This is a genomic window from Ramlibacter aquaticus, from assembly GCF_015159745.1.
Taxonomy (GTDB): Bacteria; Pseudomonadota; Gammaproteobacteria; order Burkholderiales; family Burkholderiaceae_C; genus Ramlibacter; species Ramlibacter aquaticus.
On sequence record NZ_JADDOJ010000042.1, the window covers coordinates 21,126 to 34,709 of the forward strand.

The window sequence follows — 13,584 nt, forward strand, 5'->3', positions numbered from 1 at the left end:
AAGCTCCGGCACGCCCAGGCCGTCTGGATGATGGTCGCGGTGACCCTGATGTGGTCCACCGCGGGCGTGGTCACGCGTCACCTGGAGCAGGCCCGCAGCTTCGAGGTCACCTTCTGGCGCAGCTTCTTCACCGTGCTGTCGCTGCTGGTGATCCTGCCGTTCGCGCAGGGGCCGGGGGTGTGGCGCAAGCTGCGCCATGGCGGCGCCACGCTCTGGCTCTCGGGCCTGTGCTGGAGCGTGATGTTCACCGCCTTCATGGTGGCGCTCACGCTCACCAGCGTGGCCAACGTGCTGGTCACCATGGCCATCGGGCCGTTCGTGACGGCCCTGATGGCACGTGCATTCAACGGCCATCGCATCCCCTTGCGGACCTGGCTGGCCATCGCGGTGGCGGGCGCCGGCATCGCGTCCATGTATGCCGACCAGATCAGCGCCGGCGGACTGGTCGGCACGCTGGTGGCCCTGTGCGTGCCCCTGGCGGCGGCCAGCAACTGGACGCTCACGCAACGATCGCACAGCCAGGGGCGGGACGTGGACCTGGTGCCCTCGGTGCTGGTCGGCGCCGTGGTCTCGTCCCTGGTCACCTTGCCGCTGGCCTGGCCCCTGCAGGCCTCAGCGCACGACCTGGTCCTGCTGGGCCTGCTGGGCCTGGGGCAGCTGGCCATTCCCTGCGTGCTCTGCGTGATGAGCGCCCGGGTGCTGGCGGCGCCCGAGGTGTCGCTGCTGGGGCTGCTGGAGGTGATTTTCGGCATCCTGCTGGCCTGGGTGGGCGCGGGCGAAGCCCCGGCCGCCTCGGTGCTGGCGGGGGGCGCACTGGTCATCGCCGCGCTGGTGGCGAACGAACTGCTTGGATGGAGTAGACAGAAGGCAACACCATGAGCGAAGTCATCGCACAGATCCACGGCCGTGCCGGCCTCATCACCCTGAACCGTCCCAAGGCGCTGAATGCGCTCTCGCTGCCCATGCTGCGCGACATCACCGCCGCGTTGCTGGCCTGGCGCCACGACGACCGCGTCGAGGTGGTGGCCCTGCGGGGCGAGGGCAAGGAGGGGCCCTTCGGCGCCTTCTGCGCCGGCGGCGACATCCGCTTCTTCCACCAGGCCGCGCTGGCCGGCGACCCGCGGCTGGAGGATTTTTTCAGCGAGGAATACGCGCTCAACCACCTGGTGCACGTGTATCCCAAGCCGCTGGCCATCTTCATGGACGGCATCGTGATGGGCGGCGGCATGGGCCTGGCCGGCCATGGCCGCGCCCGCCGCACGCTGCGCATCGCCACCGAGCGTACGAAGATGGCCATGCCCGAGACCAACATCGGCCTGTTCCCGGACGTGGGCGGCGGCTACTTCCTCTCGCGCTGCCCCGGCCACATCGGTGAATACCTGGCGCTCACCGGCCATGTCATCGGCGGCGCCGACGCGATGGCGGCCGGCCTGGCCGACACGGTGCTGGCCGCGCAGGACCTGCCGGCCCTGTGGCAGCAGCTGGGGGCGGACGGCGCCGCCGCGCTGGCCGCCGTGCCGGTGCTCACGCCCGAACCCGGCGTGCTGGCCGCCCAGCGCGGCGACATCGACCGCATCTTCGGCCTCCCCACGGTGAAGGCCATCGTGGACGCGCTGGAGGCGGACGGGGGCCTGTGGGCCCACGAGACGGCCCAGGTCCTGCGCAAGCGGTCGCCGCTGATGCTGCACGTGGTGCTGGAGCAGGTGCGCCGTGCGCGTGCCATGGACCTGGCCGAGGAACTGCGCATGGAACGGGGCCTGGTGCGGCGCTGCTTCAGCCTGCGCCCCGGCGCGGCGTCGGAAACCGTGGAAGGCATACGCGCACTGGCGGTCGACAAGGACCACAGCCCCCGCTGGAACCCGGCCCGCATCGAGGACGTGAAGGCGGAAGACTGGCAGGCCTTCTTCGAGCCGGTGTGGCCGGCCGCCGCGCATCCGCTGCGCGACCTGGTGGGCTGAGGGACAGAGATTGCCGGGTCCGCCCGGCGGAACGGATTCGGCGGCGCCCCCGCGGCGCCCCGCGTCAGCGGTGCTTGCTCTTCATGAAGCGCTCGACCTCGCGCTTGCCTTCGCGGTCCTTGATGGTGTCGCGCTTGTCGTGCTCGGCCTTGCCCCGGGCCAGCGCGATCTCGCACTTCACGCGGCCGCCTTTCCAGTGCAGGTTGAGTGGCACCAGGGTGTAGCCGCGCTGCTCCACCTTGCCGATCAGGCGCCGGATCTCGTCCTTGTGCATGAGCAGCTTCTTGGTGCGCACCGAGTCCGGGTTGACGTGCGTGGAAGCCGTCTTCAGGGGGTTGATCTGGCAACCGATGACGTACAGCTCGCCGTCCTTGATCACCACGTAGCCGTCGGTGAGCTGGACCTTGCCCTCCCGCAGGGCCTTCACTTCCCAGCCCTGCAGGACCATGCCGGCCTCGTACTTCTCCTCGAAGAAGTAGTTGTACGAGGCCTTGCGGTTCTCGGCGATGCGGCTGGGGCTCTCCGGCTTCTTGGACATGGGCTGACAGGTGGGGGCAGGGCCGCGTCACTACAATGCCGCGGGGCCGCCGATTGTCCATGAAAACCGTCCACAAGTCCGTCCTGATCTGGTACAGCGCCTCGCAGATGTTCGAGCTGGTCACCGACGTGGCCCGCTATCCCGAGTTCCTGCCCTGGTGCGACCGCGCCCGTGTCCTAGCGGAGACGGGGGACGAGATGCGGGCGGAGGTGGGCATCGCCTTTGGCGGCATACGCCAGACCTTCACCACCCAGAACCAGCACCTGGAAGGCCGCGAGGTGCGCATGGCCCTGGTGGACGGGCCGTTCTCGCGGCTGGACGGGCAGTGGCGCTTCAGCCCCGTGGGCGAGTCCGCGGACGAGGCCTGCAGGGTGGAACTGGAACTGCACTACGGCTTCGACAACATGGCCTTGTCGGCCCTGGTCGGGCCGGTGTTCGACAAGATCGCCGGCAGCCTGGTGGACGCCTTCGTCAAGCGGGCCGAGCAGGTCTATGGCTGACGCCGGCGCAACGGGCCAGCGGCCCGCGGACCTCGAGACCCCGGATGACATGCTCGACGTCTGCGTGGCCTGGTCACCGGGGCCGCGCCAGGTCGAGGAACGGACGCTTCGCCTTCCGGCTGGCAGCCGGGTGGCCGACGCGCTGCGCGCCAGCGGCGTGGGCTCGCGACTGCCCGCGCAGGCGCTCGATGCCATGGAGGTCGCGGTCTGGGGCCGCAAGGCGGCGCTGGACCAGCCCCTGCGCTCCCGGGACCGGGTCGAGCTGTTGCGCGAGCTGCGCGTGGACCCCAAGGTGGCACGCCGCGAGCGCTTCAGCCGCCAGGGCGCACGCGCCGCCGGGCTGTTCGCGAAGAAACCGAAAAAGGCTTGAGCAGGGCCCCGGGCGAGGGGGCAGGCCGGGTGGCGAGCGACCTTCCCGAGCCGCGTCAGCGGCCGGAACGCCGGGCGGCCCCTGCGTTCACAGGCACTCGTGGGCGATCACGGCGTCCAGGCGGCGGCCTTCGGCCTCGCGCTGGGCGTCGTCCAGGAACTCGCGTTCGCCCTTGTCGTTGGTCTGGGCGATGCGCACACCGGAATCCAGGGCGGCCTTGCCGCGGCGGGCGCGCTGGCAGTTGTCGGCCTTGATGCGGGCGTTGGCTTCCTCCTGGGCGTGGCGCTTCTCGTCGGCGGCCGCCTGCAGCTGCTTCTTCTTGTCTTCCAGGTCCTTGTCGCGGCCGGTGGGCCGGGGCGCCGCGGCCGGCTGCGCCGCAGCGGCGTCGGAGGCGGCCTGCGCGGCCTGGGCGGCCTCGGCGGCGGCGAAGCGGCCGGGGCGTTTCAGCACGCGGTTGGCGGGAACATCGGCGGGCGGGGCCTGGTCGCTGAAGACCTTGCGGCCGTCCTTGTCGACCCACTGCCATTGGGCAAAGGCGGGCGCGGCGGCGACCAGGGCGATCAAGGCACAAAAACGTAGCAGTTGCATGGCGGCCCAGTGTAGCGAGAAGCCCTTCCATGGGCCAGCGTACAATGCCGTTTTTGGAGCTTGCCCCATGCGCCTTCTTGGTAATGCGCTCACCTTCGACGATGTGTTGCTGGTGCCTGCGTTCTCCCAGGTCCTTCCCAAGGACACCTCCCTCGCGACCCGACTGTCGCGGAACATCACGCTGAACCTGCCCCTGGTTTCAGCGGCGATGGACACCGTGACCGAGGCCCGCCTCGCGATTGCCATCGCCCAGGAGGGCGGTATCGGCATCGTGCACAAGAACCTCACGGCCAAGCAGCAGGCCGCCGAAGTGGCGCGCGTCAAGCGCTACGAATCCGGCGTGCTGCGCGACCCGGTCGTCATCACGCCCCAGCACACCGTGCGCCAGGTGATGGACATGTCCGAGCAGCTGGGCATTTCCGGGTTCCCGGTGCTGGACGGCGGCAAGGTGGTGGGCATCGTCTCCGGGCGCGACCTGCGCTTCGAGACGCGCTACGACATCCCGGTCAGCCAGATCATGACCCCGCGCGAGAAGCTGATCACCGTGCGTGAAGGCACCTCCCCGGCAGAAGCCAAGGCGCTGTTGAACAAGCACAAGCTGGAACGCCTGCTGGTGATCAACGACGCCTTCGAGCTCAAGGGCCTGATCACCGTCAAGGACATCACCAAGCAGACCAGCTTCCCGAACGCCGCGCGCGATGCCGCCGGGCGCCTGCGCGTGGGCGCGGCGGTGGGCGTGGGCGAAGGCACCGAGGAGCGCGTCGAAGCGCTGGTGAAGGCCGGCGTGGACGCGATCGTGGTCGACACGGCCCACGGCCACAGCAAGGGCGTGATCGAGCGCGTGCGCTGGGTCAAGCAGAACTACCCCCATGTGGACGTGATCGGCGGCAACATCGCCACCGGCGGCGCGGCGCGCGCGCTGGTGGAGGCGGGTGCCGACGCCGTCAAGGTCGGCATCGGCCCGGGCTCCATCTGCACCACCCGCATCGTGGCTGGCGTGGGCGTGCCGCAGATCACCGCCATCGACAACGTGGCCACCGCCCTGCAGGGCACCGGCGTCCCGCTGATCGCGGACGGCGGCGTGCGCTACTCGGGCGACATCGCCAAGGCCATCGCGGCCGGCGCCAGCACCGTGATGATGGGCGGCATGTTCGCCGGCACCGAAGAGGCGCCGGGCGAGGTCATCCTCTACCAGGGCCGCAGCTACAAGAGCTACCGCGGCATGGGCTCCATCGGTGCCATGCAGCAGGGCAGCGCCGACCGCTACTTCCAGGAAGCCACCACCGGCAACCCGAACGCGGACAAGCTGGTGCCCGAAGGCATCGAGGGCCGCGTGCCCTACAAGGGCTCCATGATCTCCATCGTGTTCCAGCTCGCCGGCGGCGTGCGTGCGGCGATGGGCTACTGCGGCTGCGCCACCATCGAGGACATGCGCAGCCAGGCCGAGTTCGTGCAGATCACGGCGGCTGGCATGCGTGAGAGCCACGTGCACGACGTGCAGATCACCAAGGAAGCGCCGAACTACCGCGCGGACTGATCCCCGTCGCAGGCCGGAATTCTGGCCATATTCGCCAGAGTTGGCCTGATTGATTAAAATCTGGCCAACTTTTCTATTTGGGCCAGACTCATGCAGACCGTCCCCGTGCACCAGGCCAAGGACCGTTTCTCCGCCCTGCTGCAAGCGGTGGAAGAGGGCGAGGAGATCGTGATCACCCGCCACGGCAAGAAGATCGCCCGCATCGTGCGCGAGACCGAGGCGCCGCCCGACGAGGCCGAGCGTGAACGCATCCGCAGGGAGGCGATCGCCGAGCTGGAGGCGTTCCGGGCCAAGGTCAAGCCCGCGGTTCCGGGCTATTCGGACTGGAAAACCCTGCGCGACCTGGGCCGCAAATACTGATGAAACCCATCGTCATCGACGCCTCGGCCAGCGCCGCCTGGGTCATGCCCGACGAGCGGAACCCGGCCGCGGACGAGCTGTACCTGCAAGCCCGCACGGAGAAGGACCGCTTCCACGCGCCTGCGCTCTGGCCGTGGGAGATGGGCAACATGATGGTGATGGGCGTTCAGCGTGAGCGCATCACCGCTGATGAAGTCGACGCCGGCCTGGCCTTGGTGGCCGGCGCCCATGTCACGGTGGAGCCACCGCCGGACCGGCACCGGCAGGCCCAGGTCGCACGGCTGGCCCTCGCCCACGGCCTCACCTACTACGACGCCGCCTACCTGGAGCTGGTGCTGCGCCTGAACGGCCAGCTCGCCTCCCACGACCAGCAACTCCTCGCCGCCGCCCGCGCCTGCGGCATCGTCTGCCTCAGCTTCTGAGACTTCGCCATGCAACACGACAAGATCCTCATCCTCGATTTCGGCTCCCAGGTCACCCAGCTCATCGCGCGCCGCGTGCGCGAGGCGCACGTGTACTGCGAGGTGCATCCCTGCGACGTCAGCGACGACTGGGTGCGCCAGTGGGCCGCCGACGGCAAGCTGCGCGGCGTGATCCTCTCCGGCAGCCATGCCAGCGTGTACGAGGAGAGCACCGACAAGGCGCCGCCCGCGGTGTTCGAGCTGGGCGTGCCGGTGCTGGGCATCTGCTACGGCATGCAGACCATGGCCCAGCAGCTGGGCGGCAAGGTGGAGGCCGGCCACAAGCGCGAGTTCGGCTTCGCGGCCGTCCGGGCCCGCGGCCACACCGAGCTGTTGCGCGACATCGCCGACTTCACCACCGACGAGGGCCACGGCATGCTCAACGTCTGGATGAGCCACGGCGACAAGGTCACCGAGCTGCCGCCCGGCTTCAAGCTCATGGCCTCCACCGAGAGCTGCCCCATCGCCGGCATGGCCGACGAGGCGCGCCGCTTCTACGCGGTGCAGTTCCACCCCGAGGTGACGCACACCGTGCAGGGCCACGCCATCCTGGAGCGCTTCGTGCGGGGCATCTGCCAGGCGCAGCCGGACTGGGTCATGCGCGACCACATCGCCGAAGCGGTGGAGGCGATCCGCCAGCAGGTCGGGGACGAGGAGGTGATCCTGGGCCTGTCGGGCGGGGTCGATTCCTCGGTCGCGGCGGCGCTGATCCACCGCGCCATCGGCGACCAGCTCACCTGCGTCTTCGTCGACCACGGCCTGCTGCGCCTGAACGAAGGCGACATGGTGATGGACATGTTCGCCGGCAAGCTGCACGCCAAGGTGATCCGCGTCGATGCCAGCGACCTGTTCCTGGGCAAGCTGGCCGGGGTGAGCGACCCGGAGGCCAAGCGCAAGATCATCGGCGGGCTGTTCGTGGACGTGTTCAAGGCCGAGGCGGCCAAGATCAAGGCGAGCCACGCGCGCCATGTGGCCTGGCTGGCCCAAGGCACCATTTACCCAGACGTGATCGAATCCGGTGGCGCCAAGAGCAAGAAGGCCGTCACCATCAAGAGCCACCACAACGTGGGCGGCCTGCCCGAGCAGCTGGGGCTGAAGCTGCTGGAGCCGCTGCGCGACCTGTTCAAGGACGAGGTGCGCGAGCTGGGCGTGGCCCTGGGACTGCCGCCCGAGATGGTCTACCGCCATCCCTTCCCCGGCCCGGGCCTGGGCGTGCGCATCCTGGGCGAGGTCAAGCGCGAATACGCCGACCTGCTGCGCCGCGCCGACGCGATCTTCATCGAGGAACTGCGCAAGCACGTGGACCCGCACTCGGGCAAGAGCTGGTACGACCTCACCAGCCAGGCCTTCACCGTGTTCCTGCCGGTCAAGAGCGTGGGCGTGATGGGCGACGGCCGCACCTACGACTACGTGGTGGCGCTGCGCGCGGTGCAGACCAGCGACTTCATGACCGCCGACTGGGCCGAGCTGCCGTACGCGCTGCTGAAGAAGGTGTCCAGCCGCATCATCAACGAGGTGCGCGGCATCAACCGGGTGACCTACGACGTGAGCAGCAAGCCGCCGGCGACCATCGAGTGGGAATGAGCCCCGGCCTGTAGCAGAATCGGCGGCATGTCGATGTACCAGCCGCCCCAGTTCCGCTCGACGAATGCGCAGGACGCCGCCGACATCATGCGTGGCTGGCCCTTCGCCTCCCTGATCACCACGGACGACGAAGGCCTGCCCTTCGTCACCCACCTGCCGCTGCACCTGGAGGTGGAGGAGGGCGGGCACTTCACCCTGTGGGGCCACGTCGCCAAGCCCAATCCGCAGTGGCGCCACCTGGAGGCGCGGCCGCGGGCGCTGGTGACCTTCATGGGCCCGCACGCCTACCAGTCGCCTGCCATCTACCCGGACAGGCAGCGCGTGCCGAGCTGGAACTACCTGGCCGTGCACTGCAAGGTGCAGGCCCGGCTGATCACCGAGCCGCAGCCCAAGGACGTGATGCTCAAGATGCTGATCGCCGACCACGAGGCGCCCTACGCGCAGCAGTGGGGGGAGCTCGGCACGGATTACCAGTTGCGCATGATGACCGGCATCGTCGGCCTGGAACTGCGCGTGACGGAATGGGCCTGCAAGCTCAAGCTCAACCAGCACCGGCCGGAATCGCACCTGTCGCTGCGCGAGCAGTACGCCGCCGGGCCCGAGGACGCACGGGCCCTGGCGGCCTGGATGGATCGACTGGGCCTGAAGGGCCCCAAGGAGACGTGATGCGCGGGATTTTCGGGATCGTGGGCCTGCTGCTGGTGGTGGCCATCGTGGGCGTCCTGGCGAAGAAGCAACTGTCGGCCGGCGTGGCGCCGCCGGCCCCTGCGGCCGCCCTGGCGGGCACCGGCGTCACGCCGCCCACCGGCACGCCCAAGGAGCAGGTGCAGCAGTTCAAGCAGGCGGCCGAGGCGGCCATGCAGCAGGCACGGCCCATGCCCACCGACGACAAGTGACGGACGAGGACTTCATGGCCCTGGCCCTGGCGCAGGCGCGCCAGGCTGCCGCGGCCGGCGAGGTCCCCGTGGGCGCGGTGCTGGTGCGTGACGGCGAGGTGATCGCCACCGGCCGCAACGCACCCGTGGCCGGGGCCGATCCCACGGCCCACGCCGAGATCCTGGCGCTGCGCGAGGGCGCCCGCCGGCTGGGCAACTACCGGCTGGACGGCTGCACGCTCTATGTGACCCTGGAGCCCTGCGCCATGTGCGCCGGTGCGATGCTGCACGCGCGCCTGGGGCGCGTGGTGTTCGGCGCCGCCGACCCCAAGACCGGCGCGGCGGGTTCCGTCGTCAACCTGTTTGCGCAGACGCGCCTGAACCACCACACCGCCGTGCAAGGGGCCGTGCTCGCCGAGGCCTGCGGCGCTGAACTGGCCGACTTCTTCAAGGCGCGACGGCTCGCGCAGCAGGAAGAGCGGGCCGGCGCGCAGCCGCTGCGGGACGATGCGCTGCGCACGCCCGAAAGCTGCTTCCGCGACCTGCCCGGCTACCCCTGGGCGCCGCGGTACCTGAACGACCTGCCTTCCCTGGCCGGGCTGCGCATGCATTACCTGGACGAAGGCCCGCGCGACGCGCCGCGCACCTGGCTGTGCCTGCACGGCAACCCGGCCTGGAGCTACCTGTACCGGCGCATGGTCCCGGTCTTCCTGGCTGCCGGTGACCGCGTCGTGGCGCCGGACCTCATCGGCTTCGGCCGCAGCGACAAGCCCAAGAAGGAGGGCGCGCACACCTTCTCCTGGCACCGCGAGGTGCTGCGCGAATTCGTCGAGCGCCTGGACCTGCAGCGCACGGTGCTGGTGGTGCAGGACTGGGGCGGCCTGCTGGGCCTGACCTTGCCCATGGCGGCGCCGCAGCGCTACGCTGGCCTGCTGGTGATGAACACCCTGCTGGGAACGGGCGACCGGCCGCTCAGCCCCGGCTTCCTGGCCTGGCGCGAGATGTGTGCGAAGAACCCGGCCTTCGACGTCGGCCGCCTGTTCGCCCGCGGCAACCCGCACATGACACCGGCCGAGTGCGAGGCCTACAACGCCCCCTTCCCCGACCGGGGCCACCGCGCCGCCCTGCGGGCCTTTCCGCCCCTGGTGCCCGAGACCCCGCAAGCCGACGGTGCCGCACTCTCGCGCGAGGCGCGGGCGTTCTGGCGCGATCGCTGGACCGGCCAGTCCCTGATGGCCATCGGCGCCCAGGACCCGGTGCTGGGCGTGCCGGTCATGCAGGCGCTGCGCGGCGACATCCGCGGCTGCCCCGAGCCCCTGGTGCTGCCGCAGGCCGGGCACTTCGTGCAGGAGCACGGCGGGGAAGTGGCGCGGGCGGCGGTGGGATACTTCCGCCGGTGACCCACAGCATCTACATCTATTCCCCCTCCAGCGCGGTGCGCGACCGCGCAGCCTTCCGGCGCGGCATCGCCCGCCTGCGGGCCCTGGGCCACGAGGTCGAGGTCGACGAGGCAGCCCTGTCCACGCACATGCGCTTCGCCGGCGACGACGACACCCGCCTGGCGGCCATCCACCGTGCGGCCGCGAGCGGCGCCGACGTGGCGCTCATCTCGCGCGGCGGCTACGGCCTGTCGCGCCTGCTGCCCGCCATCCGCTACAAGTCGGTGGCCCGGGCCATCGAACGGGGGACTCGCTTCGTGGGCCTGTCCGATTTCACCGCCTTCCAGAACGCGCTGCTGGCCGAAACCGGCGCGACCAGCTGGTCGGGCCCGGCCCTGGGGGAGGACTTCGGTGTCGAGGGAACGCCCGACGACATCATGGAAGCCTGTTTCGAGGACCTGGTGGAGGGGCAGGGCGAGGGCGCCGGCTGGCAACTGCCACGCACCGAGGCCCTGGACCGGCCGTTCCACGCCAAGGGCCTGTTGTGGGGCGGCAACCTCGCGATGCTGGCTTCGCTGGCGGGCACGCCCTGGCTGCCCAAGGTGCGAGGCGGCATCCTGTTCCTGGAAGACGTGGGCGAGCATCCCTACCGCATCGAGCGCATGCTCACCACGCTGCTGCATGCGGGCGTGCTGGCCCGGCAGAAGGCGATCGTATTCGGCCAGTTCACCCAGTACAAGGCCGTGCCCAACGACAAGGGCTTCAAGCTCGCGACGGTCGTCGACTGGGTTCGCCGGCAGGCCGGGGTGCCGGTGTTCACGGGCCTGCCTTTCGGCCATGTGCCCACCAAGGTCTGCCTGCCGGTGGGCGCCAAGGTGGAGATGGCTGCCGAAGGCCGCGATGCCCTGATCGTCTGGGGCCACAACCACTGAGGTTCCCGCGGGCAGAGCCGGCGGAGGCGGTGAGGCCGGGCGGACCCGGCGGCGTCAGCTCTCGAGCGGGCTGGGGCGCGAGGTCATGGCGCCCGGCAGCAGGCCGCGAAAGCGCGCCGTGATGGGCGCCAGCGTTTCCCGGGCCGCGGTTTCGCCTTGCAGGCTGGCCAGTGCGGCCATCAGGTCACCCCGCAGGTACCACAGCGCATGCACGTCGGCCGCGTAACGGATGCGGCGGGTAAGGTGGGGAAAGCGGCGGGGCGCCTCCGGCCCCAGGCAGGACAGCATGGCTTCGCGCACGTCCTCGGTGCCGTTTTCCAGCACGGAATCGGACGGCTCGCTCCCGCCCCCCAGGAGGCCGTAGATGCTGTTGCGCAATTTCGGCTTCAGCCAACCCATGATCAGATGCAGTGCAAAGTCAAGTTTCCAGATGAAGAAGTTAGGCCTTCGGTGTGAAAGCCGCAAGCAACTCCGTCGAAGATTTGTTCCAAAAACAACCACACATTCGCAGAAAACAGTAACCAAACGTCTGTGATACTGGTGATTAAGGGGTCCAACTTAACCTGTAAGGCCTCAGAAACGCGGGCAGGCATCCCTTGAAATCGCCTGAATCACCATCAGAAGCCGGCAAGGGGGCTGGGCCGGGACCGCAGGCCGCGTGGCAGGGCCTCGCGCACCGTCGCGCTGACGACTTCCAGTCGATGCATGGCCTCCGCCTCGCCGTGCACGGGCGCCAGCAGCGCCATCACTTCGCTGCGCATGAACCAGAGCGCCTGCAGGTCGGACGCTGCGCGCAGCCGGCGCGCCATGCGCACCGCGCGGTCGCTGGTCAGGTCTCGCAACAGTTCCACCAGCAGGTCGCGGAACCGTTCCGTCACCGCGTCGGTCGCGGCGTAGGCCCCCAGCCGGCCGGGCCGGCTGGGCCGGGTGCGGGGCGGGGCGGTCGTGCCGGTCAGCGAATTCAGGCTGTCTCGCAGCTTGTTGAAAAGGCTGTTCATGCGGAGGTTCCTTGGTTGGGCGCGCCGGCGGAGCCTGCGGGGCCCGTGCGCTGCAGCCCCAGGCTCACCAGTTCGGCGACCGGCAGGTCGCCCAGGCGGCGGGGCGGGGAAACATGGGGGGCGAACTCGCGCAGGCGCGTGAACACCATGAGGCGAAGCGGGGCGTCGGCGGCGGGCGAATCCGGGACGCCGTAGACGGCCTGGGCCCGGTCGGTGGCGGCCAGCCGGGCCACCAGGTCGCGCGTCACCAGCGCCGCGCCACCGCGCGCCGCACGGGACAGCAGCAGCGCCTGGTTGCCCACGTCGCCCACCACCTGCAGGTCCTCGCCGGGGCCGCCACCGTGGCCGACCCAGGCTTCGCCTTCGGCGGCGCCGCAGCGCAGCCCGATCTCACGCGTCCAGCCCTTGCGGATCTGCCAGCGCTGGCTCATGGCCTGGATCGCGCCTTGCAGGGCCTGTGCGGTGCGCAGCGCATCCATGAACTGCGACCGCCCGGCCTGCGGAAGGAAATGGCACACCAGGCGGTGGGGGCTGGTGCGCTGCACCCGGCCGCCGTTCAGCCTGGCCAGGGCCTGCACCGAAGCGCAGAACTCGTTGGCGAGCTCGAAATACTCCTGCACCAGCAGGCAGGTCCACAGGTCGTCCGCGTCCGCCAGGGCGACCGAGAGCACGGCCACAGGCAGGGTCTGCGGCACGGCATGCACGGAAACGCCTTCATGGGCGATCTGTGCCGCGGCCGCGGACACCGGTGCCATGCGCGGCGCGGGGGCCGCAGCAGGCTGAGCCGCCCCCGGCGCTGCCATGGGCGGGAAGATCGAAGGCTCCGGCTCCTCGTCGGCGCCACGCGGATCGGCTTCGCCTTCCATCTCCGGGGCGGCTGCACCGAAGTGATCCAGGATCCGGCCCAGGCTCCAGCCCTCGCGCTTGAGCCGCTGGATGGTCTCCACGCGCTCCACCGTGTCGTCCGGAAAATAACCCAGGCGCGGGGCCCCGGCGTCGCCCGGCTCTGGCGGCAGCACCTGGGGCCGGGGGACCAAGCCGTAGCTGATGTAGTTGTTGAGCGTGGCCCGGGAGATGCCGGTCCGCTCAAGGATGTCCTTGCTGCTCAACATGGTGTGTGTCTGTCTAAGTGTCTAAGTACTGTCTTGGACAGTAGATGGACGGATGTTTAGACAGTCTTGGACAGATGTCAAGCTTAAGGAGCGAGGTTCGTTGCATCGGGCAGACATCCGTCAGCAGGAGACCGGTGTGTAGGCCTCCTTGGACACACCCCTTAACTGTCCAAATTAACTTAGACAGATATCTTTGGGGCTGGCGTCGGTTCGAGCGGCTCCTGGGCTGGCGCGCGGCTCGAAGAGAAGCGCAACGGCGCCTTCGAAACGTTCTGCGGGTCCGGCGCAAGCTCGACGCCTTGGCGCGCCAGTGGCCGGTCGGCTGGGGGCTTCCCGAACCGGGTGGCGGCCCTCGCGCCGGATCGCGGACAATCGCGGGTTTTCCCGATCCC

Annotated in this window: 17 protein-coding genes; 12 read left to right on the forward strand and 5 right to left on the reverse strand. The window is 69.8% G+C overall.

The annotated features are described in order from the left end of the window. Positions 1-30: 30 nt before the first annotated feature. Together IM725_RS11510 and IM725_RS11515 are read left to right on the forward strand one after the other, a co-directional pair. Complete coding sequence (locus tag IM725_RS11510) at positions 31-879, forward strand: DMT family transporter (protein WP_193780753.1); 849 nt, start codon at positions 31-33, stop codon at positions 877-879. Further along, positions 876-1,958 (forward strand): enoyl-CoA hydratase/isomerase family protein, encoded by a 1,083-nt coding sequence (locus IM725_RS11515; RefSeq protein WP_193780740.1) that lies wholly within the window; start codon positions 876-878, stop codon positions 1,956-1,958. The genes IM725_RS11510 and IM725_RS11515 overlap by 4 nt, the downstream gene beginning before the upstream one ends. A gap of 64 nt (positions 1,959-2,022) precedes the next feature. On the opposite strand, the gene smpB is transcribed toward IM725_RS11515, so the two are convergent. Beyond that, positions 2,023-2,496 (reverse strand): SsrA-binding protein SmpB, encoded by a 474-nt coding sequence (gene smpB, locus IM725_RS11520; RefSeq protein ID WP_193780741.1) that lies wholly within the window; start codon positions 2,494-2,496, stop codon positions 2,023-2,025. Between the two features lie 59 nt (positions 2,497-2,555). On the opposite strand from smpB, the gene IM725_RS11525 reads away from it, so the two are divergent. Further along, positions 2,556-2,996 carry a type II toxin-antitoxin system RatA family toxin gene (locus IM725_RS11525; protein ID WP_193780742.1) on the forward strand — a complete coding sequence of 147 codons (441 nt, stop codon included), beginning with the start codon at positions 2,556-2,558 and terminating at the stop codon, positions 2,994-2,996. After that, positions 2,989-3,366 (forward strand): RnfH family protein, encoded by a 378-nt coding sequence (locus IM725_RS11530; RefSeq protein ID WP_227753760.1) that lies wholly within the window; start codon positions 2,989-2,991, stop codon positions 3,364-3,366. Before IM725_RS11525 ends, IM725_RS11530 begins: the two co-directional genes overlap by 8 nt. A gap of 87 nt (positions 3,367-3,453) precedes the next feature. Here the strand turns inward: IM725_RS11530 and IM725_RS11535 are convergent, their stop codons facing one another. Next, positions 3,454-3,954: a DUF4124 domain-containing protein gene (locus tag IM725_RS11535; RefSeq protein WP_193780743.1), complete on the reverse strand. Its 501-nt coding sequence runs from the start codon at positions 3,952-3,954 to the stop codon at positions 3,454-3,456. 67 nt (positions 3,955-4,021) lie between these two features. On the opposite strand from IM725_RS11535, the gene guaB reads away from it, so the two are divergent. From guaB to IM725_RS11575, 8 genes are all read left to right on the forward strand, one after another. Next, complete coding sequence (guaB, locus tag IM725_RS11540; RefSeq protein WP_193780744.1) at positions 4,022-5,491, forward strand: IMP dehydrogenase; 1,470 nt, start codon at positions 4,022-4,024, stop codon at positions 5,489-5,491. A gap of 90 nt (positions 5,492-5,581) precedes the next feature. Beyond that, complete coding sequence (locus tag IM725_RS11545) at positions 5,582-5,851, forward strand: type II toxin-antitoxin system Phd/YefM family antitoxin (protein WP_193780745.1); 270 nt, start codon at positions 5,582-5,584, stop codon at positions 5,849-5,851. Beyond that, complete coding sequence (locus IM725_RS11550; protein WP_193780746.1) at positions 5,851-6,273, forward strand: type II toxin-antitoxin system VapC family toxin; 423 nt, start codon at positions 5,851-5,853, stop codon at positions 6,271-6,273. Before IM725_RS11545 ends, IM725_RS11550 begins: the two co-directional genes overlap by 1 nt. A gap of 9 nt (positions 6,274-6,282) precedes the next feature. Further along, positions 6,283-7,896, forward strand: a complete 1,614-nt coding sequence (gene guaA, locus IM725_RS11555) for a glutamine-hydrolyzing GMP synthase (RefSeq protein ID WP_193780747.1) — start codon at positions 6,283-6,285, stop codon at positions 7,894-7,896. A 33-nt stretch (positions 7,897-7,929) separates the two neighbouring features. Continuing rightward, positions 7,930-8,562 (forward strand): FMN-binding negative transcriptional regulator, encoded by a 633-nt coding sequence (locus tag IM725_RS11560; protein WP_193780755.1) that lies wholly within the window; start codon positions 7,930-7,932, stop codon positions 8,560-8,562. Further along, complete coding sequence (locus IM725_RS11565; RefSeq protein ID WP_193780748.1) at positions 8,562-8,792, forward strand: hypothetical protein; 231 nt, start codon at positions 8,562-8,564, stop codon at positions 8,790-8,792. The genes IM725_RS11560 and IM725_RS11565 overlap by 1 nt, the downstream gene beginning before the upstream one ends. After that, a complete protein-coding gene (gene tadA, locus IM725_RS11570) occupies positions 8,789-10,171 on the forward strand; it encodes a tRNA adenosine(34) deaminase TadA (protein WP_193780749.1) in 1,383 nt (460 codons plus the stop codon). Before IM725_RS11565 ends, tadA begins: the two co-directional genes overlap by 4 nt. Beyond that, the gene (locus tag IM725_RS11575) at positions 10,168-11,082 is read left to right on the forward strand and encodes an LD-carboxypeptidase (protein ID WP_193780750.1); all 915 of its coding nucleotides are present in this window, start codon (positions 10,168-10,170) and stop codon (positions 11,080-11,082) included. Before tadA ends, IM725_RS11575 begins: the two co-directional genes overlap by 4 nt. 54 nt (positions 11,083-11,136) lie before the next feature. On the opposite strand, the gene IM725_RS11580 is transcribed toward IM725_RS11575, so the two are convergent. From IM725_RS11580 to IM725_RS11590, 3 genes are all read right to left on the reverse strand, one after another. Continuing rightward, complete coding sequence (locus tag IM725_RS11580) at positions 11,137-11,547, reverse strand: hypothetical protein (RefSeq protein WP_227753761.1); 411 nt, start codon at positions 11,545-11,547, stop codon at positions 11,137-11,139. A 152-nt stretch (positions 11,548-11,699) separates the two neighbouring features. After that, complete coding sequence (locus IM725_RS11585; protein WP_193780751.1) at positions 11,700-12,080, reverse strand: hypothetical protein; 381 nt, start codon at positions 12,078-12,080, stop codon at positions 11,700-11,702. Continuing rightward, positions 12,077-13,192, reverse strand: coding sequence for a hypothetical protein (locus tag IM725_RS11590; protein ID WP_193780752.1), 1,116 nt, complete (start codon positions 13,190-13,192; stop codon positions 12,077-12,079). The genes IM725_RS11585 and IM725_RS11590 overlap by 4 nt, the downstream gene beginning before the upstream one ends. Positions 13,193-13,584 lie beyond the last annotated feature (392 nt).